The organism is Lacipirellula parvula (assembly GCF_009177095.1).
GTDB classification, from domain to species: domain Bacteria; phylum Planctomycetota; class Planctomycetia; order Pirellulales; family Lacipirellulaceae; genus Lacipirellula; species Lacipirellula parvula.
Map to the genome: position 1 here is coordinate 4,033,265 of NZ_AP021861.1, position 19,106 is coordinate 4,052,370.

The following is a 19,106-nucleotide window of genomic DNA, read 5'->3' on the forward strand; positions in this document are numbered from 1 at the left end:
TGCCGCAAATCAGCGACGCATGAAAACGTGGAACAAGCTATTCACTGAACTCGCCAAGTGGGCCGCCCGCACCACCGGTCGGCCGACGACGTTCATTCTCGCGGCGCTGACGATTGTCGTCTGGGCCGTCACCGGGCCGATCTTCGGCTACAACGAAACCTGGCAGCTGGTGATCAACACCGGCACGACGATCATCACGTTCCTGATGATCTTCCTAATTCAGAACACGCAGAATCGAGACACCGCGGCGATTCAGATTAAGCTCGACGAACTAATTCGCGCGATGGAAGGCGCCCACAACGCGTTGCTCGATCTGGAAGAACTGGAAGATCACGATCTCGAGCGACTGCGGAACGACTACGAGGATCTCGCCGCGGAAGCGCGGAAAGACTTGGCCGCCGGCAAGTCTGACGGCGAGATTCGCCAAATGAAATCGCGGCAAACCGACTGCGATGAGGAAGGACGTTTGAAATGACTCAACTCCCGCGTGCATTCGAGACGCTGCCGCGTCTCTCGTTGGCGAAATTGCCGACGCCGATCGACGAACTCGCCAAGCTCTCGCAAGCGCTCGGCGGGCCACGGTTGCTCGTGAAGCGGGACGATCTCACCGGTCTCGCCACCGGCGGTAACAAAACGCGGAAGCTGGAGTTCCTCATTGCCGACGCATTGAGCAAAAATGCCGACTGCGTCATCACCGCCGGCGGGCCGCAGTCGAATCACTGCCGGCAGACGGCGGCCGCGGCAGCGATCGCGGGGCTCGATTGCCACCTCGTGCTCGGCGGTTCGCCGCAGCCGCCGATTGGCAATCTGCTGCTCGATCAGTTGCTCGGCGCCACTGTCCACTGGGCTCCGCGGCCGCACCGCAACTCCCGCATGAGCGAACTCGCCGCCGCAATGGAAGCCGACAATCGACGCCCCTACGTGATCCCCGTCGGCGGATCGAACTCCGTCGGCGCCCTCGGCTACTTCGCCGCGATGTTCGAGTTTGTTGCCCAGCTGGCGGAGCAGGGGAGGCGCGTCGATCGCATCTTCTTCGCCACCAGTTCCGGCGGCACCCAGGCGGGGCTCGTGCTGGGCGCTCGGCTCGCCGGCTTCACTGGGCGCATTACCGCGATCAGCATCGACCAAACGCCCGACGAATCATCCGACGAGAAGTTTCTCGCTGAGGTCTGCCGCGTTGCGAACGGCGTCGCGGAACTGCTGGGCGTCGATGCTCGTCTCACGGTCGATGACTTCGATACCAACTACGGCTACCTCGGCGACGGCTACGGCGTCGTCGGCGAATTGGAGCGCGAGACGATCAAACTCGTGGCGCGGACGGAGGGGCTACTCGTCGGCCCCGTTTACACGGCCCGCGCGCTGGGGGCGATGCTCGATCAGATTCACCGCGCGGCGTTCGCAGCAAACGAAACGTGGCTCTTCTGGCACACCGGCGACGAAACGGCGCTCCACGCTTATGCGGAAGCGCTGACGGTCTAAACGTCTCGCCAGAATGCACTACATCGACACCACGTCGGCCGGATCGCGCAACCGGTAGCCAATGCCGCGCACTGTCTGCACCAGATCAGCGTAGCGTCCCATCTTCTTCCGCAAGGCGCGGATGTGAACGTCGATCGTCCGCTCCAATACGATGGCGTCGTCACCGAGCGCCACGTCGATCAGCTCCGCCCGGCTAAACGCCCGCCCCGGTTGCCGTACAAGCGCGGTGAGCAATCCAAACTCGCTCGGCGTGAGATCCAGCGGCCGATCGCCCGCGGTCGCCCGATGGCGGCGGCGATCGATCATGATCCCTTGGCTCACGATCACGTCGCGGTCGCCGGTTCCTTGCTCCTTACGGCGAAGCAGGGCGTTGATCCGCTGCAGGAGCACCTTCACGCTGAACGGCTTGCTGACGTAATCGTCGGCGCCGACCGAGAAGCCAATCAGTTCGTCCGACTCTTCCGAACGAGCGGTCAGCATCAGCACCAGCAATCCCGCGGTGGCGGGATCGGCGCGAAGCAGCCGACAGACCTCGAGCCCCTCGATCATCGGGAGCATCAGGTCGAGCACGACCAGGTCGGGGCAGCGAAGTCGAATCTCCCGCAGCCCTTGCTGTCCGTCGCGGGCGACCTGCACGTCGTACCCTTCCTGGCTGAGATTGTACTCCAGAACTTCCGCCAACGAGGCGTCGTCCTCGACGATCAAAATGCGAGCTTTGGCCATGCTGCGAGAGCTGTAACCTGCCGGCCGCGCAAGCGCCGTGAAGTCGGTCGGCAACGAACGTTCGTTGCTAGGCGACCAGTGGCGCGGGCGAACCGTTTCAGTAGGGAATGCCGTCATGGCGGTGTCGGGCGATGTCCCCGTCCACGAGGTAAATCACGTCCTCGGCGATGTTCGTCGCGTGATCAGCGATCCGCTCAACGTGTCGCGAGGCAGAATAAAAGTGAAACGCCGGTTCGATGTCGCTGGGATTCGACTCGATGAGCGCTTGCACGTCGGAGATGACTTGGCGGTTGAGTTCGTCGACGACGTCGTCGCGATTGCAGACGTCGCGAGCGAGCTCAACGTCTAGCCGCACGAACGAATCGAGCGCGTCGCGGACCATCGAGATCGCCGACTCGGCCATTTTGTCGAGATTGGCCGGCATCTGGAAATCGGGGTACAGCGACAGGCTGTGGGTCCGCTCGCCGATGTTCACCGCCAGGTCGGCGATCCGCTCGAGGTCGCCGTTGATCTTCAGCACCGTTGCCACGCGCCGCAGGTCGACGGCCACGGGCTGATGGAGCGCCAGAATCTTCAGGCACTCTTCTTCGATTTCGACTTCGCGGTAGTTGACCGTCTCTTCGCTGGCGAGCACCTCTTGCACGATATCGACGCGCAGTTCACGCAGCGACTGGCACGCGCGGAACACCATCTGCTCGACGACCGACGATTGATTGAGCAGATTCTGCTCAAGAGACTCAAGATCACGCTGCAGATGCATCGACATACGAACAATCCCGAAAACGCGCCGCCAGACTAGATTATGAACAACGATGCGGACATTTCAACGATCAACCAAACCGACCCGTGATATATTCTTCCGTCTGCTTCTGCCGCGGCTTCGTGAAGAGGTCGGTCGTGGCGCCTGCCTCAACGAGCCGGCCTTCGTAGAAGAAAGCCGTTTGGTCGGAGACGCGGGCCGCTTGCTGCATGTTGTGCGTGACGATGACGATCGTGTAGGTGTCTTTCAGCTCGAAGATGAGATCTTCGATGCGAGCCGTGCTCTTCGGATCGAGAGCCGACGCCGGTTCGTCCATCAGCAGCACGTCGGGATCGGTAGCGAGCGCCCGGGCAATGCAGAGACGCTGCTGCTGGCCGCCGGAGAGCCGCAAGGCCGACTGGTCAAGGCGGTCTGACACTTCTTCCCACAGCGCCGAGCGGCGCAACGACTGCTCGACGATGCCGTCCAAGATGCTGCGCTGCTTGACCCCCGCCACGCGCGGGCCGTAGGCGACGTTTTCGTAAATCGACTTGGGGAACGGGTTCGATTTTTGGAAGACCATGCCGACCCGCTTCCGCAACTCGACGACGTCGGTGCGGGGGCGATAGATGTCGATGTCTTCGAGCAGGATGGTCCCCTCGACGCGGGTCCCTTCGATCATGTCATTCATGCGATTGAGGCATCGCAAGAACGTACTCTTGCCGCAGCCTGACGGACCGATGAGGGCCGTCACGCAGTTTTGCGGCATGCGCAGCGAAATGTCGTGGAGCGCCTGGTGGCTGCCGTAGTAGAAGTTGACGTTGGTCGCGACCACCTTCTGCGGTCGCTCCAGAAAATCGTCGGCCGGGCGCATGTCTGCCACCGTGTTGAGGCGCGGCGTCACAAGACGCGTATTGCGGGCGGGAGGGCTGGCTTCCGTCATCATCGCTATCTCGCCTGAGGGCATCGGCGGGCGCGTCCTCACGCCGTCGATGATCTGTTTCGTGCGGCCGAATCCGACGGCCGACGAGATTTCAATTCCAAACTTCTAAAAACTCAACGTTACCAATGAATCCGCTTGCTGAACCGATACCGCAGATAGACCGCGGTGGCGTTCAGGCAAATCAGCAGCGCTAACAATACGATGATCCCCGCCGCGGCGACGTGGATGCGAAAGTCATCGTTGGCGTTCTCGGTCCAATTATAAATCTGCAGCGGCAAGGCGGTGAAACTGTCGTTCAGCCCCTGCGGCGTAAACATCACGAACCCGGCGGCCCCGATCGCCACCAACGGAGCAGCTTCGCCCAGGGCCCGCGACAGCGCCAGGATGACGCCGGTCATGATGCCCGGTAAAGCGGCCGGCAGCAGCTGATGCCACACGGTTTGCCACCGCGTCGCCCCCAATGCATACGACGCTTGGCGAATCGTGTTGGGCACGGCCCGCAGCGCCTCTTGGGAAGCCAGGATCACGATTGGCAGCACCACTAGCGTAAGGGTGAGCGCCCCGGCCAGGACGCCGGCGCCCATTTGCATACCGCGGACGAACAGGCCCAAGCCCAGGATGCCGTACACGATCGACGGAACGCCCGCGAGGTTGGCGATATTGGTCTGCACTATGCCCCGCCATCGACTCCGCTGGGCGTACTCCTCAAGGTAAACCGCGGCCCCCACTCCGATCGGAACGGCAAACAGCGTGGTCAATCCGATCAGATAAAGACTGCCGACCAGCGCGGCTTTGACGCCTGCTTTGTGAGGCGACAACTGCGAATCGAAACTGGTGAGAAACTGCCAGTCGAGCCAGCCCCAAGCGAAGCTCAGCATCTGCCACATCAGCAGCCCGAGGATCGCCACGCTTGAGAAAGCACACGCTGCGCACGCATAGGCGAACAGTTGCGAGGCAAGCTTGGCGTAAGGGCGGCCGTTGCGAGGAAGACTGCTCATTCGTACTGCTCCCGCATCCGCTTGAGAATCCACTGAGCGAGAACGTTGAGGGCCAGCGTCAGCAGGAACAACGTCAGGCCGACGGCGAAAATTGTTTGGTACCCGAGCGTGCCTTGCGGGTTGTCGCCCTTGCTCGTTTCGACGATGTAAGCGGTCATCGTTTGGATGCTGTCGAGCGGGTTGAGCGTCATTTGCGGACGCTTGCCGGCGGCGAGCGCTACGGCCATCGTTTCACCGACGGCGCGGGCGATCGCCAGGATGAACGACGCCATGATGCCCGAAAGAGCCGCGGGCAGAATGACGCCGATCGTCACGTCGAGCTTGGTCGCCCCCAGTGCGTAGGCTCCTTCGCGCAACGACCGCGGCACCGAACGCAGCGTATCTTCGCTCAGCGAGACAATCATCGGCAGGATCATGATCGCGACGACAATGCTCGCGTTGAGGGCGTTGAAGATGTCGGCGCTCGGGAAGATCGTGCGAACGATTGGCGAGACGAACACGATGGCCAAGTAACCGAACACGACCGACGGAATCCCGGCGAGAATCTCCAGGATCGGCTTCAAAATGTCGCGCATCCGCGGCGAGGCGTACTCGCTCAGATAGATCGCAGCGCCGAGACCGAGCGGAATCGCGATGATCGCCGAACCGCCCGCGACGAGCACCGTGCCGCAGAAAAGCGGCAAGATGCCGAACTGCGGCGGGTTTGAGTGAGGCGTCCAGGTCGTCCCGGTGAGAAATTCAACGATCGACACGTCGCCGAAAAACTGCAGCGACTCGACGAGCAGAATCAACACGATTCCAACCGTCGTGAACACCGAAGCCGCCGCGCACAGCCATAGGGCCGTGTGCATGACGAGCTCCATCCAACGACGCTGCCCCTTCGGAGCAGTCAAATCAGCGGCGTGAGTGACGACGACGGCCATGTGCTAGTCGATGGGAACTCGCGGTGGATGCGTTACTTTGCTGCGACGGCTTGGGGAGCGGCGGCGTCGAGCGTCTCGACGTTCTGCTTCATGATCTCGTCCGTCACCGGCACGTAGCCGACCTGCGGCGAAACTTTGTTCGTTTCGTCGAGGTAGTAGCGGAGGTACTTCACGACGCCGGGGTTCTCCAGCGCGTCTTTGCGAACGTAAACGTAGAGGGGGCGAGCCAGCGGCTTGTACGAGCCGTCGCGTACCGTCTCGGCCGTCGGCGCCACGGGTCCGTCGCCCGAATCAACAGGCAGCAGCTTGAGCTTGTCAGTATTGGCTGCGTAGTACCCTAGGCCAAAGTAACCGAGCGAGCCTTTGTCGCCAGTCACGCCCTGCACGAGGGCGTTATCGCTCTCACTCGGCGAGTAATCTTGCCGCGAGCTTTTCGCTTCGCCGTTGATCACTTCCGTGAAGTAGTCGTAGGTGCCCGAATCGGTGCCGGGGCCGTAGAGTTCCAACTCCACGTCGGGCCAGTCGGGGTTCACGTCGCTCCACTTCATCACCGACGTCGCCGCCTCGGCCCGCCAGATCGTCTTCAACTGTTCGGTGGTAATCGAGTCGCACCAGTCGTTTGCCGGGTTCACGACGACGGCGAGGCCGTCGAAGGCAACCTCCAGCTTGATGAACTCGATGCCGTTCTTCTTGCAGGCGGCCGCCTCGGCTTCGGTGATCGGCCGCGAGGCGTCGCAAATGTGGATCTCGCCCGCGGCGAACTTCTTGAACCCGCCGCCCGTGCCAGCCTGGCTGACCACGACCTTCACGTCAGGGTTCACTGCGTTGAACTCCTCGGCAATCGCCGCCGAGAGGAGGAAAACAGTGCTCGAGCCGTCGATGCTAACGACGTTCGTGCGGCCGCAACCGCAGGAGGCCAGCAGGGCCAAACAGAGGGGGATCAGCGGCATCCGCTTGGCCGCCGAACTGAGGGAGTTTCGAACCGTTTGATTCATGCTATCGCCGCCAGGACGCGATCGGCGAGTCGCCAATCGCAGGTCTGAGCAGTCTAACGGTCGAAAATGAAGGAAATGTGAAGATCGCGCTAACATGCCCCATCTGGAGGGTGCGGTTAGCCGTTGGCGGCGGGCAGCCTTACCGTAAAGGTGCTCCCCATACCGACTTGGCTCGACACCTCGATGCTGCCCCCCATCGCCTGGGTGAGGTGTTTGACGATCGCCAAACCCAGCCCAGTCCCCCCAAGCTCGCGTGAGCGGGCTTTGTCGACCCGGTAGAACCGCTCGAACAGCCGGCTGTGGTGCTCGGCCGGAATTCCGGGGCCTGTATCGGTGACCTCGCACAGAACCACCGCGTCGTCGACTCGTCCCGAGACGGTCACGCGGCCGCCGGCAGGCGTGTATTTCACCGCATTGTCAATCAGGTTGTTGAGGATCTGCCGCAGGGCCTCCTCGTCGGCCCGCACCATTACCGCGGAATCGGTGAACCGGTTCTCCAGGATCACCTCCTTCGAGGCGGCTTGGCGTTCGTGGTCGACGACGGTCCGCTGGACGACGCGCGCCAGCGGCACGTTCGTCAGTTCGAGGGGCGCCTGGCTCGACTCGATCCGAGCGAGGCTGAGCATGTCCATGATGAGCTGATGCAGCCGGCTCGCCTGCTCGTCGATCCGTTCCAAGAATCGCTGACCATGGACCGGGTCTTTCAGCGCCCCGCCGAGGAGCGTTTCGGTATACGCCTTGATCGAACTGAGCGGCGTCTTCAACTCGTGCGAGACGTTGGCGATGAACTGCTGCCGCATCTGCTCTAACCGCTTTACTTCGCTAACGTCGCGGAGCACGACAACGACGCCGGGCAGCGGATCGCCGGGCAGGGGGGTGGCGAGCACGTCGAAGATTCGCTGCGATTTGCCGCGCCATGTGATCTCGCCGCTGCTCGGCCGGCGGCTGCGGAGCGCTTGCTGAACCACCGCCCGCAACTCGTGGCTGCGCACTGCCTCGAGCAGTGGATGCCCTTCGACGCGGGACGCATCGAAACCAAGCGCGCGAGCCGCCGAGGCGTTCGCGAATAGCACCTTCTCGGAACGGTCGACGGCGATGACGCTCTCGGTCATCGCTTCCAATACCGTCGTCTGCGTTTGGCTTGTGCTGCGGAGCTGCACTTCGCGTTGCGCGAGACGGCGGCCGACTTCGTTCAGCGACGCCGCGAGCTTCGTCAATTCGTCATGTTTGCCCGCGGGCATCGGCATTCGCTGTTCGTAACGACCCGCCGCCAGGGACTCGGCCGTCTGTGCCAGCGAGCGCAGCGGATCGGTCAGCCGTGCGGCTACCCAGTAGGCAACGACCGCGGCGGCGACGGCGAGCAGCCCGCCAATCGTCCAAACCCAGCGGTTCAAGCCATCAACCTCGGCCAACATCGGCGCCGTCGGAATCGCAGCGCGGACGACGCCGATCGGCTCGCCGTCGCGGTCGACCCGTTTGGCGTAGTACCGATAGCGAGCGCCAATCGTGGGGCTCGTCCGCCGCGCGATCCCATCGCCATTCTTGAGCGCCGCGACGATCTCGGTCCGATCGGCGTGGTTCTCCAACGCCTCGACCGCGGGAACGTCCTTGAGTTCCGAATCGGCCAGCACGACGCCGTCGGGCGCGACGAGCGTCAGCCGCACCCCGGTCGCGGCGCCGAGGCGCCGCAATTCCGCTTGAATCGTCGCGTCGGGAGCAGTCGGCCAGCGCGGCGCCAACAGCTCGGCCGCGGCCGTGGCGGACGATTCAATCCGCTCCGATTGCTCGCGTTCGAGGAGCGCTTCGTAAGCGTTCGAGAAGAGCCACGTCAGCAGCAAGATGGCCGTGACGCTCAGCAGGGCGAAGGCGAGCAGCAGCTTCCAAAACAGCCCCGAACGCGGGAACGGCGGCTGAACTTCGCGTTGAGGGCTGGTCGGTTCCAATCGAGATGCGCGCCGGGCGGGGTCAATGTGACGAACATTCCGCGGCCCGTCGCCGCAGATTCGTGACATTGTGAATCATCGCCCCGAATAAGCAATGCCGGCTTTAGGTGTAGCGCACGTCGCGGAATTGGGGTTCGAAGAAGGCGGGCAGCAGGCCGTCGACCCGCAGCAGCCCCGCGCGGGTCAAATCGACGCGGTTCTCGCTAAGGACTGCGTAGCCGTCGCCGACGTACTCGTTCCAGGCGTCACGCCACTCGTCGAAAATGTCGACGCCGTACTTCTGCTGGAAGTACGCCCCGTCGAGGTAGCCCTTCTTCAACTGCAGAATCAGCTCACGGATGAGCGCCTGCCGCGGTGAGATCCGCAGGGCGCGATTAAGCGGCAACTTCCCTTCTTCGAGCGAACCGCAATACTGCTCCCACTCGGCGAGATTCTGATAGTGGACGCCCGAGATATGACCGAAGCTGGCGATACCCGTTGCCAGCAGATCGCTGCCGCGCCACAGGTTATCGCGGTAGCTGAAGTTCACCCGCTCGGGATGTTTGACCAGCGTGTAGGCGCTGGAGACCGAGTAGCCCGCCGCCATGAATTGGTCGAAGGCGTAATCGACCCAGCCGCGCTTCGTCGGCCAATCGGCGACCGGCGTCTCGATCTGATTGCCCAAAATGTCCTTCGAGTAAACCGTGTTGAACGGCAACTCCATCTGGTAGATCGTGACGCTGTCGGGTTCGAGTTCGAGCGCCTTGCTCACCGTCTCGCGCCACGTCTCGTCGCTATCGCCGACCATGCCGGAGATGAGGTCGATGTTTACATTCGGGAAACCGGCCGCCTTGATCCACGGCCACGCGCGGTAGATCTCATGCGACTCGTGGGCGCGCCCATTCTCGCGGAGGATCGCGTCGTCGAAATGTTCCACGCCGAGACTCAAACGCGTCACGCCGAGTTCCCGCAATGCGTGAACCTTCGGCTCGCTGAGCGTGCCGGGCTCGCACTCGAAGGTGACCTCTTCCGCTTTGTCCCAACGAATGTTCGCTTGCAGGCGATCGACCAACCGCCGGAGTTGCTTTTCACTGAGGAACGAGGGCGTGCCGCCGCCGAAGTAGACGAAGCGGAACGGCCGGTCGCCCATCGCGGGGACTTTGCTGACGAGCTCGATCTCGCGCGACAGGGCGGAGACGTAACGCTCGATTTGGTCGGCGTGCTTGTCGGTGAAGACCTTGAAGTAGCAGAACTTGCACCGCTTCCGGCAGAACGGAATGTGCAAGTAAAGTCCTAGCGGCACATCTGCCGGAGGGGCCTCAAGCGCAGCCCGCACCTCGCCCACTTGGTCGGTCGACCATTGCGAGAAGGGTGGGTAGTTGCTGATGAAGTAGCTGCCGACTTCGGTCTTGGTGGCTTCAGCGGTCATTGAATTATTGTAGCAGGGTTCGGGCGGAGGCGAGGGAGCGTCAGTTGTCAGTGGTCCGTTGTCAGTTGCTAAAAAAGTGGGAAACCGAACGAGCGGCAGCAGCAACTGACTGCTGACAACGGACCACTGACGCACTCATTCAACCCCACCAATACAGTAGAGGGTGCCGTCATCGTTGCCGATGACGAGTTTTCCATCGCTCACAGCGGGCGAGGCCGTAAAACGGCCGCCGACTTCGGCATTCCAAACTTCCTTGCCGCTCGACAGTTCGACGGCCTGCAGGCGGCCGCGAACGGTTCCGAAGAACACAACATCGCCCGCGATGATTGGCGAACTTTCGGCGCGGCTCTTCAGCGGCACGTCCCACTGCGGCTTTCCGGTGGCGGGGTCGAGCGCGACCATTCGTTTGTCGTGCGTGCCGAGGACGATCGATTTGTCGGTCGCCGCGGCCGCGTGGATCTCTTCGCCTTGCCCTTTATGGCCGTATGTCCACAGGCTTTCGAGCGGCTTGATCGTCATCCCATGAAAGACGCCGCCCGCGGTACAGAAGAAGACGCGATCGCCAACGACCGCCGGCATTCCGTCCGCTGGACCGCCGATGTCGATGTTATCCACTCCTTCACCGCTGTTGACGTCGACGAGATGGAGCTTGCCGTCGCAGCCAGCCACAAGGACGCGCTCCGCGACGACCGTTGGCCAACAGCGCAGCGGCTGGTCGATGGTAAACCGCCAACGGACTTCGCCGTTCACTGCATCGACTGCGATCAGCTCGCCCGAGTCGCCGGCAATCAGCACCAAGCCCTTATAGACATTTGGCGCCGCGTAGAGCGAGGTGTCGCTGTTGAACTCCCAGACTTGCGAGCCATCTTCGATCTTCAAACAGCGGACGATGCCGTTGTAGTCGACGCAGTAGATCTTGCCGTCGACCACCGCGGAGCCGGCCACGAAGCCGGTGTCTTCAAACTTCTTTTTCCAGACGCTGGAGCCGTCGCTCAGCTTCACCGCGTGGAACATTCCGTCGACATCGCCGACATAAACGACGCCGTCGACAATCGACGCGGTGGCTTCGAATCCCGAATCCTCAGCGTTGTAAGTCCAGGCAACGTCAAATTTAGAGGGCAGGGGAGTGGCCGATACGCCTGTGGCCTGCGCGTCGCCGCGGATGAGCGGCCAATCGGCGTGCGTCTTTTCCGCTCCCCACGTGAGCAGCGTCAGCAGTACCGCCGACATTGCCCGCCGGGTGTGCGTCACGCACTGCTGTTCAATACGCTTGCTCATACAACCGCCTAAAATCGTCGGTCGACATCGCGACGGGATTGAACGTGCCGGTCCACTGCTTCGTCGCATCGGCGGCGAGTTCGGGCAGCCGGCTGAAGTCGACGCCTTGGTCTTGCAGTCGCGTCGCCAGACCCGCCTGCGCCGCCGCATCGGCGAGGAACAGCGCGAGGCCGTCGGCCCCGGCCCGTTGGTCGGGCGTGTTCCGATCGAATGCCGTGGCCAACACGAGATCGTGATACTGCGGCTCGACCTCGGGATCGGCGCCATTGTGCCGCACCACATGCGGCAACATTAGCGCCACCGCATCGCCGTGCGTCACGCCGTACTCAGCGGTGAGCGGATTCGCGAGTGCGTGAGCGGCGCCGAGCATCGAGTTCTCGATCGCGAGTCCCGCCAGGCAGGCGCCGAGTTGCATCTCGCCGCGAGCTTCAAGGTTGTCGGGTTCTGAGATTGTGCGCAGAAAGTTGGGCGCCAAGTGCCGCCAAGCTTCACGGCTAAACGCCTGCGACAGCGGCGTGCGAACCTTGGTGACGGCCGTTTCGACGGCGTGGGCGAGGGCGTCGAAGCCGGTGAGCGCCGTCACGCGCGACGGTTGAGTCGTGGTGAGCGAAGGATCAAGCAGCGCGATCCGAAACGCCGCCCGTTTATCACCGCACGCCATCTTCACGTGCGTCTCGGCGTCGGAAATGAGGGCGAACGATTGCGTTTCGCTGCCCGTCCCCGCGGTGGTCGGCACGGCGATCATCGGCAGAAGCGGGCTGGTCGCTTTGCCGACGCCCCAATAATCTTGCATCCGCCCGCCGCACGAGTAGATGAAGTTGATCCCCTTGGCGCAGTCCATGCTGCTGCCGCCGCCGAGGCCGATGATGCAATTGGGCTTGAACTGCTGCGCGATTGCTACGCCGTCCGCAACATGGTTGGTGTTCGGGTTCTCCGCGAAACCTTCGAAGACGCACGTCTGCAAGCCGGCCGCATGGAGCGCGTCGACGCCGCGTTGGGTATGGCCGGCGCTGACGACGCCGGGATCGCTGACGACCAGCACGCGCGACGCCGCGAGCGACTTGGTCAACTCGCCCAGCTCGTCGATGCGACCAGCGCCAAAGACGATCCGCGTCGGCAGGCGGAAATCAAACGGCGTCATGAACTAACCACACGGGTGGGAGCGGACTAGCGAACTTGCAACGCGCGGTTGCGGTACAAGAACTCCACGAGGTTCCCCTCGTGAGGTTGCAGCCAGTCGACTTGCGGGGTGGGAATCGGGCCGAGGTTCAAGCGATCGATGTGCGTGGCAGCCATCAGATCGCTGCGGAATTGTTCGTTCTTCGTGATTGCGGTACAAACGAGCGTCGGCCCGATTTCGGCGAGCATCCGCTCTTGCGGGCAATCGACGACGCTAACCGCGGGGAACATATATTCCTTGTTGGCGCCGGGACACTCCGTCGATTGGCAATGCCAAACCGTGGGCCGCAAGTAGGCGCACGTTTCCTGTTCGACGAGCCGCGGGCCGTAGTCGGCAGTAGCGTGCGTAGTGCGCGAGTCGGCCAGGTCGCGTTCGATGGCGCCCCAAATCGCTGCGGCGGCGCCGGGGGTGGTGAACGCCGCGAGACCTGCTTTCGGATCGTCGGGCGGCAGCGCCTCAATAGGGCCGAGCCGTTCTGCGAGCGCCGCGGCGATCTCTTTGCCATGCCGCGGCGTGTAGATGCTTGAGGCGTTGATGCAGCTACGGCCGCCGTTGCGGTAAACGCTTTCGACCATCAGATCGAGGTACTCGCGCCAGTTATCGGCCTCGTCGTCGCCAAGCAGGATCTTGCTGTAGCCGGGCCCGTGCACTTGGACGCGCTCGTTGCCGGCGTACTGCTGAATCGTTTGCGGGCCGCCAAAGATCATTGCGCGGCGGTAGTTAGAAAGAATCGAACCGCCGATGTCGCCACCAGCGCCGGGGTAGATTGAAATTGCCTCAACGGGGATGCCGGCTTCTTTCATCGCGGCCGCCACACGATACGGCGTCCACGGCTCTTGCGAACCAGGCTTCAGCGCGAGACCGATTTGCATCGCGACCACCGGCAGCCACAGCGTGTGAACGCCAGGCGAGTTCGACGGCAGCACGGCGCCGAGGACGTCGGTCTGCGCCTGATAGCTCACCGTGACGCCGCGGCCTTCGTCGCCGTAGCCACGGGCGAGAATGTTGAGATCGAGCCCGCGGGTGAGGCAGTCGAGAATCTTGTCGATGTTCTTCAGCACGAACGCGTTCTTCACCACGTTCGCCTTGCACATCGCCACCGGCATGCCGGTGGTGGCGGAGGTTTGCTCGGCGAAATCGGTCGCTGATTGCTGCGCGTCGCCGACGGCAAGCGTCCCCGACTCGAACAACTCACCCGCCCGCTTGTAGGCGTCGATCAGTTGCGCGGGCGTCATCGACTGCAGCGCCTGCCGCGCTCGCCGCGACTTCTTCGCATCGCGAGCCACGATGCCGGAACCAACGGTGTTCACCCGCGCCACCGGCTCGCCGGTGAGGAAGTGCTTGATTTCATCAACTTCTAGCGATTCGTAAGGCTCGCCCCAACGAATGGCAGGTAATGTGATCATCGCAGTCGTCAGCTCGCAGTAATCGGTCTAGTAAACGCCCACCGTCGTCGCGTCGGCCAGTTCGTGGAATGGTCGCACGCCGCTGACGCCGTCCCAGGGGTACTTGGCAAACGGTTGCTCGCGTTCGCCTTCGTCGCGTTCGAGGAAGCCGGGGACGAAGAACTCCTTCGTCAACGTCGTCAGCTTCACGCGGCCGGTGCCGCCGTAGGGAACAACTTGGTTGTAGTCATCAAACTCCACAACTTCGACAACGGCTCGCGGCTGCGGGGCGTAATAGCTGATTTTGTAGCCGTCGTCCTTCGTGACTGGCTTCGAGCAGGCGAGCCCCATCAGCGTGTTGCCGTAGGTGGGGGTCATGTAGATGCCGCTCTTTTCGGGCGAGCCGCCGAAGAGTTCCTCAACGCAGAAGCGGGTCCACTGCGGCGTGAACTCGGTGCCGCCGGAGAAGATGCCGGTGATCCCTTGCTCGGCGAGGCTCGTGCCGCGCTCTTCGAGTTCCAGGCAGAGCGCTTCGATCAACTTCGGCGTGCCGAACATGCACTTCACGTCGTGTCCGGCGCCGAGGATCGTGATCGCCTGCTCGATGCAGTGCTTCTTGTACGCTTCGAGGTGTTCCATCCACCCCTTTTTGATGAGCTTGATCACCCAGCGGGGATCGAGGTCGATGCAGAAGCAGATGCCGCCGCGATGTTGGGCGAGGTGCTCGACCGCCAATCGCAGGCGCCGCGGGCCGCTCGGGCCGAGCATCAGCCAGTTCGAGCCCTTCGGAAAATACTTGTCGGGCAGCGTGTCGCTGAAGTTCGAATAGTCCGTGCGAAAGTCGTCGATCGCGATGCGGCTCTTCGGCACGCCCGTGGTGCCGCCGGTCTCGAAGACATAGACCGGTTGATCAGCCAAGCCCTTCGGTACCCAACGCCGCACTGGTCCGCCGCGGAGCCATTCGTCTTCGAACGCGGGGAACTTCTTGAGGTCGTCGTACGACTTGACCTCGGTGAGCGGATCGAACTTCAGCTCGCGTTTCTTATCGAGCCAGAACGGGCAACCCGTCGACTCGTGGAAGTGCCACGCCACGGTTTCGACCGTGTGGGCGTCGAGCGCCTCGCGTGCAGCGCTCGCTGCGGCCGAGAGTTCTCCGTCGGATGCCATGCTCGTCAGACTCCAAGATCGTTCGGCTGGTCACTCGCTCGCTGCACGCATCGCCCGTCGAACGGGGGCGATGTGCTAGCGGGATTCATCTGACCATACCGGAACGATGTTGGCGCGACAACCGGCTACGCATGCCGGGCGACCTGCGGAAGTCCGCGGGCGCAGCAACGAACTGCGTAAGCGCTACGCGGAATCAGGCTTAGCCCTAGTTCCCTTGCGGGCTGCTGCCCAACTGGGCCAGCACCTGGATCACGCCGTTGAGATGGGCCAGACGCGGCCCGTACTTGTCAACGAATTCGTTCATGACAAATTCGCCGTAAGCCATTTCTTCGCCCGATTCGTTGACCTCGTCGGTCAGCCGTTCGAGATACTCGACCTGCACGCGGCTGAGCGACTCGGCCGCTTCACGGCACGAGTGAGCGAGACGCGGGTTCGCCGTCTTCCACTGATGCAACTCTTGCTGACGCTGCTTGTGCGAGGTCGCGAGCAGGTTGCACAACTCTTCGAGGATCTCGTTGGTGCGATCCTGCGCGGCCAACACTTCACGCAACAGTTCGGTCTGCTCGGTCGCCGTGTGAGCTGCGGAACGCGAATGATTCGCAGCCGCAGTGACGTCAACCTGAGTATAGATCGCTGGCGCAGAAGAATGGCTGTTCGACATCGTCGAGTTGTTTCCTTTCTGGACGCCGACCTGAGACGAGCGGCGTCGAGTGAATCATCCTGACAAGACGGGGAGTTCTTGGCGCCGGCACACCCTCCGCTGCCGACGCGATCGCTCTTCCGAACGATCCCTACAGTGTAATGGGACTTAAATATTTTTCTAGCGATCGGCGCCACTTACCAGACAAAATGCGCGGCCTAAAGTCACCCCCGTGCCAATCCCGATGGGTTAGTTACCTTGATTGACCGCTTGGCCACTAGGCCACGGCCGCCGCATGGATGCCGGCCGAATTGACGCCCGCCCCCGCCTGCCCGCCCTCGGACCCGCCCGGCATGGATGCCGCTTCCACCAAAGCGTTGGCCGCTTTTGGGTTTTTGACGGTGCTGGAAAGCCCCGATCATGGACTCTTTGGCGGGTACCTCGTGCTATCGCCCCAGGGGCGACCGCTCGAGTTCCGTTGCAGCACCCCGGTGACTGCAAGTCGTGCGCAAGAGATACTGTATGGGCCGACTTTGCGGCCGTACCTTTTCGCCGAGGTAATCGGCCGCGCTTTGATTGCTGGCGCCGAGCTGCACGCTACGGCGATCCTCACCGACCAGCGCGACATGCTGCCGCTGTCGCTGCTGCGTCCTGAAGAAATTTTGCTGGTGCGATCGTTGACCTCCGAGAGCGCGTTGCCGGAGATCGCGACGACGCTGTCGATCTCGGCTAAGTATCCGCTTCCCGAGGATGGAGCCGTTTCCGTTTCGCCGAGCGCGTCGGGAGCGGCGGCGGGATTAATCATCAACGGTTGTGAGATCATTGCTTCCTCCACATCGTCGCGCACGGTAGACGAACTCGCGCGGATGTTGGAGCCGCTCGCCTGCAACGTGTTTCTCGCTGAACCGTTCCAGCGCATCCGCGCTGCATTGACGGAAGCGCAACTTGCCTCGCACGACGCCGCGGAGTATCCCCATGACCGCGCCGCTGCGTAACGTCGCCATCGAGGTCTTGCGATTCCCGCTCGACGCGATCGAGATTCCCGCGACGGCCGGCATCGAGTGCGAGCCGGCCGACGCCGATGCGTTTGCGTTGCCGCTGGCGCCGTTGAAGGTCCGCACCTTTGGCCGCGTGCTGCCGGAAGGGAGTGACGTGCGCCGGCACGGCGGAATCTTTGGCGCCGCGCGGCCGATGGCATCTGCAGCTGCAGCGACGCGATCGCCGATTGTTGGCAGCGTAGCGCCGCGACTGCCGCAACCGACTGCGACGCGAATTCGCCCGCCGCGCGACGTGGTGAAACTCGAAGACCGCCTCGCGTACCTGCTGCAACCGCCGCTGGAGAATTTGCTCGCGTCGGAAGCGCTCGACTTCCCATTCAAGCCGTTCCCCTATCAGCTCGACGGCATCGCCTACCTCTACCCGCGGCACGAAGCGGTCCTCGCGGACGAGATGGGGCTCGGCAAGACGATGCAAACCGTGGTCACGCTGCGGCTGCTAGCTCATCAGGGTCTCGTACGCCGCGCACTGCTTGTCTGCCCGAAGCCGCTGGTGACGAACTGGCGGCGGGAGTTCACGCAATGGGCGCCCGAACTGCCGGTCACGATTGTCGAGGGTTCGCAAACGCAGCGGCAGTGGATTTGGAATCGGGCGGAGCAGGGGGTGCTGATCGCGAACTACGAAGTCGTCGTGCGTGATCGCGAACTGGCGCTCAACGTACCGACGCCGTTTGACCTCATGATTGTCGACGAAGCTCAGCGGATTAAGAACCGCGCCGGCGCCACACACGAGTCGGTCTGTGCGATCCCACGCTCGCGGAGTTGGGCGCTTACCGGCACGCCGATCGAAAACAGCGCCGACGATCTGGTCGGCATCTTCGAGTTCGTTTCGCCCGGCCGGTTGCGGCCGCAAATGAAGACGGGGCAGATTCGCTCCGCCGTTGGCGATCATGTGCTGCGCCGCACCAAAGATAACGTCCTCACGCAGTTGCCGCCGAAGCTGATCCGCGACGCCGACGTGCAACTCACGCCGGAACAGTGGTCGACCTATCAACGCGCTGAGGCGGATGGCGTGGTGAGGCTCAACGACATCGGCGCCGAGCTGACGATTCAGCATGTGTTCGAGCTCGTGCTGCGACTGAAGCAGATCTGCAACTTCGACCCGGCGACCGGTTCGAGCGCGAAGCTCGATCGACTCGAGGCCGATCTCGAAGAATGCACCGCTAGCGGGCGGAAGGCGATCGTCTTCAGCCAGTGGGTCAATTCGATCGACAAGCTGCGCGAGCCGCTCAGCCGGTTTGGTCCGCTCGAATATCATGGTCGCATCCCCTCCCATCGCCGCGACGGCGTCATCGAACAGTTCCGCAACGATCCGCGTAGCAACGTCCTGCTGATGAGCTACGGCGCTGGCAGCGTCGGGCTCAACCTGCAGTTCGCGAGCTACGTGTTTCTATTCGACCGCTGGTGGAATCCGGCGGTCGAAGATCAGGCGATCAACCGCGCCCACCGCATCGGCGCCGCTGGTCCGGTGACCGTGACGCGATTCCTGGCGAGCGGCACGATCGAGGAACGGATCGACCGGGTGCTGGCCGAGAAACGCGATCTTTTCAATGCCGTGTTCGATGAAGAACACGCGACGCGCAAGCTACGGCTGTCGCGCGACGAAATCTTTGGACTGTTTAATTTGCGGTTTCCGGAGCCGAAGGCTGAATCTGCTGCGGCTTAGTTGCTGCTGTTTTCTCTTATCTGAAAAGAGAATTGAACCACGACGGCACTACGGGCACGACGATGAGGGTCGTACTGCAAAGTGAGTTGTCGCAGGTGTCGCATTTCGCGTTTTTGGCGACACTAATCGTAAGTTGTTGTTTGGCTGAGTCTTAACCAGCGACACTAGCGCAATGCAGTGTCGCCTAGCGGTGTGAATCGAACTCACATGCGTCGCTTCTTGCGACCGCGCCGTCCCAAATCGAGACCTGATACCCGTCTCGCGGCTCAGTTTGTCATTTCTGTCGCTTGTCATTTTTGTCGCGTCAACGCGTTTTTGGCGACAGAATTCGCAAGTCTCTACGTCGTTGCGACTTGAGACGCGACGCAACTGACGCTTCTCATTTCACGACGACTGGCAGGTAGTCGAGAAGCGTCGACATGGTCAATCACTGCGTAACATTTATCGCTTGCAGCATGCTCGCGCCCTCGGGCGAGAGCATGCCGCCCGACGCAATGCAGAGCGGCCCATCGCCGCGATGGCGAGCGCTCGCCATTGCGTTTTCATAAATTCAGACTAGCAAATTGAGCGGCAGTTTTGGAGTA

Annotated in this window: 17 protein-coding genes; 4 read left to right on the forward strand and 13 right to left on the reverse strand. The window is 62.5% G+C overall.

What is annotated here, in order from left to right:
* Positions 1 to 19 precede the first annotated feature (19 nt).
* A complete protein-coding gene (locus tag PLANPX_RS15660) occupies positions 20 to 475 on the forward strand; it encodes a low affinity iron permease family protein (protein ID WP_152099635.1) in 456 nt (151 codons plus the stop codon).
* Positions 472 to 1,479: a D-cysteine desulfhydrase family protein gene (locus tag PLANPX_RS15665; RefSeq protein WP_152099636.1), complete on the forward strand. Its 1,008-nt coding sequence runs from the start codon at positions 472 to 474 to the stop codon at positions 1,477 to 1,479. Before PLANPX_RS15660 ends, PLANPX_RS15665 begins: the two co-directional genes overlap by 4 nt.
* Before the next feature lie 18 nt (positions 1,480 to 1,497).
* Here the strand turns inward: PLANPX_RS15665 and PLANPX_RS15670 are convergent, their stop codons facing one another.
* The 13 genes from PLANPX_RS15670 to PLANPX_RS15730 all read right to left on the reverse strand — a co-directional run bounded on the left by PLANPX_RS15670 (position 1,498) and on the right by PLANPX_RS15730 (position 15,822).
* A complete protein-coding gene (locus tag PLANPX_RS15670; protein WP_338034232.1) occupies positions 1,498 to 2,319 on the reverse strand; it encodes a response regulator in 822 nt (273 codons plus the stop codon).
* Complete coding sequence (phoU, locus tag PLANPX_RS15675) at positions 2,300 to 2,968, reverse strand: phosphate signaling complex protein PhoU (RefSeq protein WP_152099637.1); 669 nt, start codon at positions 2,966 to 2,968, stop codon at positions 2,300 to 2,302. The genes PLANPX_RS15670 and phoU overlap by 20 nt, the downstream gene beginning before the upstream one ends.
* 64 nt (positions 2,969 to 3,032) lie before the next feature.
* Positions 3,033 to 3,815, reverse strand: a complete 783-nt coding sequence (gene pstB / locus PLANPX_RS15680; RefSeq protein WP_152101899.1) for a phosphate ABC transporter ATP-binding protein PstB — start codon at positions 3,813 to 3,815, stop codon at positions 3,033 to 3,035.
* Between the two features lie 188 nt (positions 3,816 to 4,003).
* Positions 4,004 to 4,882, reverse strand: coding sequence for a phosphate ABC transporter permease PstA (pstA, locus tag PLANPX_RS15685; RefSeq protein ID WP_152099638.1), 879 nt, complete (start codon positions 4,880 to 4,882; stop codon positions 4,004 to 4,006).
* The gene (gene pstC, locus PLANPX_RS15690; protein WP_152099639.1) at positions 4,879 to 5,805 is read right to left on the reverse strand and encodes a phosphate ABC transporter permease subunit PstC; all 927 of its coding nucleotides are present in this window, start codon (positions 5,803 to 5,805) and stop codon (positions 4,879 to 4,881) included. Before pstC ends, pstA begins: the two co-directional genes overlap by 4 nt.
* Before the next feature lie 32 nt (positions 5,806 to 5,837).
* Entirely contained in the window at positions 5,838 to 6,800 is a 963-nt protein-coding gene (locus PLANPX_RS15695; RefSeq protein ID WP_152099640.1) for a PstS family phosphate ABC transporter substrate-binding protein, read from the reverse strand.
* 116 nt (positions 6,801 to 6,916) lie between these two features.
* Entirely contained in the window at positions 6,917 to 8,812 is a 1,896-nt protein-coding gene (gene pnpS, locus PLANPX_RS15700) for a two-component system histidine kinase PnpS (RefSeq protein ID WP_152099641.1), read from the reverse strand.
* A 34-nt stretch (positions 8,813 to 8,846) separates the two neighbouring features.
* Positions 8,847 to 10,151 carry a coproporphyrinogen-III oxidase family protein gene (locus PLANPX_RS15705; protein WP_152099642.1) on the reverse strand — a complete coding sequence of 435 codons (1,305 nt, stop codon included), beginning with the start codon at positions 10,149 to 10,151 and terminating at the stop codon, positions 8,847 to 8,849.
* Between the two features lie 135 nt (positions 10,152 to 10,286).
* The gene (locus tag PLANPX_RS15710; protein WP_172992101.1) at positions 10,287 to 11,429 is read right to left on the reverse strand and encodes a PQQ-binding-like beta-propeller repeat protein; all 1,143 of its coding nucleotides are present in this window, start codon (positions 11,427 to 11,429) and stop codon (positions 10,287 to 10,289) included.
* Positions 11,413 to 12,570, reverse strand: a complete 1,158-nt coding sequence (locus tag PLANPX_RS15715) for an iron-containing alcohol dehydrogenase family protein (protein ID WP_152099644.1) — start codon at positions 12,568 to 12,570, stop codon at positions 11,413 to 11,415. Before PLANPX_RS15715 ends, PLANPX_RS15710 begins: the two co-directional genes overlap by 17 nt.
* 26 nt (positions 12,571 to 12,596) lie before the next feature.
* On the reverse strand, positions 12,597 to 14,015 hold the full coding sequence (locus PLANPX_RS15720) for an aldehyde dehydrogenase family protein (protein ID WP_152099645.1): 1,419 nt from the start codon (positions 14,013 to 14,015) through the stop codon (positions 12,597 to 12,599).
* Between the two features lie 27 nt (positions 14,016 to 14,042).
* Complete coding sequence (locus tag PLANPX_RS15725) at positions 14,043 to 15,161, reverse strand: hypothetical protein (protein WP_152099646.1); 1,119 nt, start codon at positions 15,159 to 15,161, stop codon at positions 14,043 to 14,045.
* A 205-nt stretch (positions 15,162 to 15,366) separates the two neighbouring features.
* Complete coding sequence (locus tag PLANPX_RS15730; RefSeq protein ID WP_232536134.1) at positions 15,367 to 15,822, reverse strand: hypothetical protein; 456 nt, start codon at positions 15,820 to 15,822, stop codon at positions 15,367 to 15,369.
* A gap of 332 nt (positions 15,823 to 16,154) precedes the next feature.
* Here PLANPX_RS15730 and PLANPX_RS15735 point away from each other — a divergent pair, with 332 nt between their 5' ends.
* Both PLANPX_RS15735 and PLANPX_RS15740 read left to right on the forward strand, forming a co-directional pair.
* A complete protein-coding gene (locus PLANPX_RS15735) occupies positions 16,155 to 16,796 on the forward strand; it encodes a hypothetical protein (protein ID WP_152099647.1) in 642 nt (213 codons plus the stop codon).
* Positions 16,777 to 18,522 (forward strand): DEAD/DEAH box helicase, encoded by a 1,746-nt coding sequence (locus PLANPX_RS15740; protein WP_152099648.1) that lies wholly within the window; start codon positions 16,777 to 16,779, stop codon positions 18,520 to 18,522. The genes PLANPX_RS15735 and PLANPX_RS15740 overlap by 20 nt, the downstream gene beginning before the upstream one ends.
* Positions 18,523 to 19,106 lie beyond the last annotated feature (584 nt).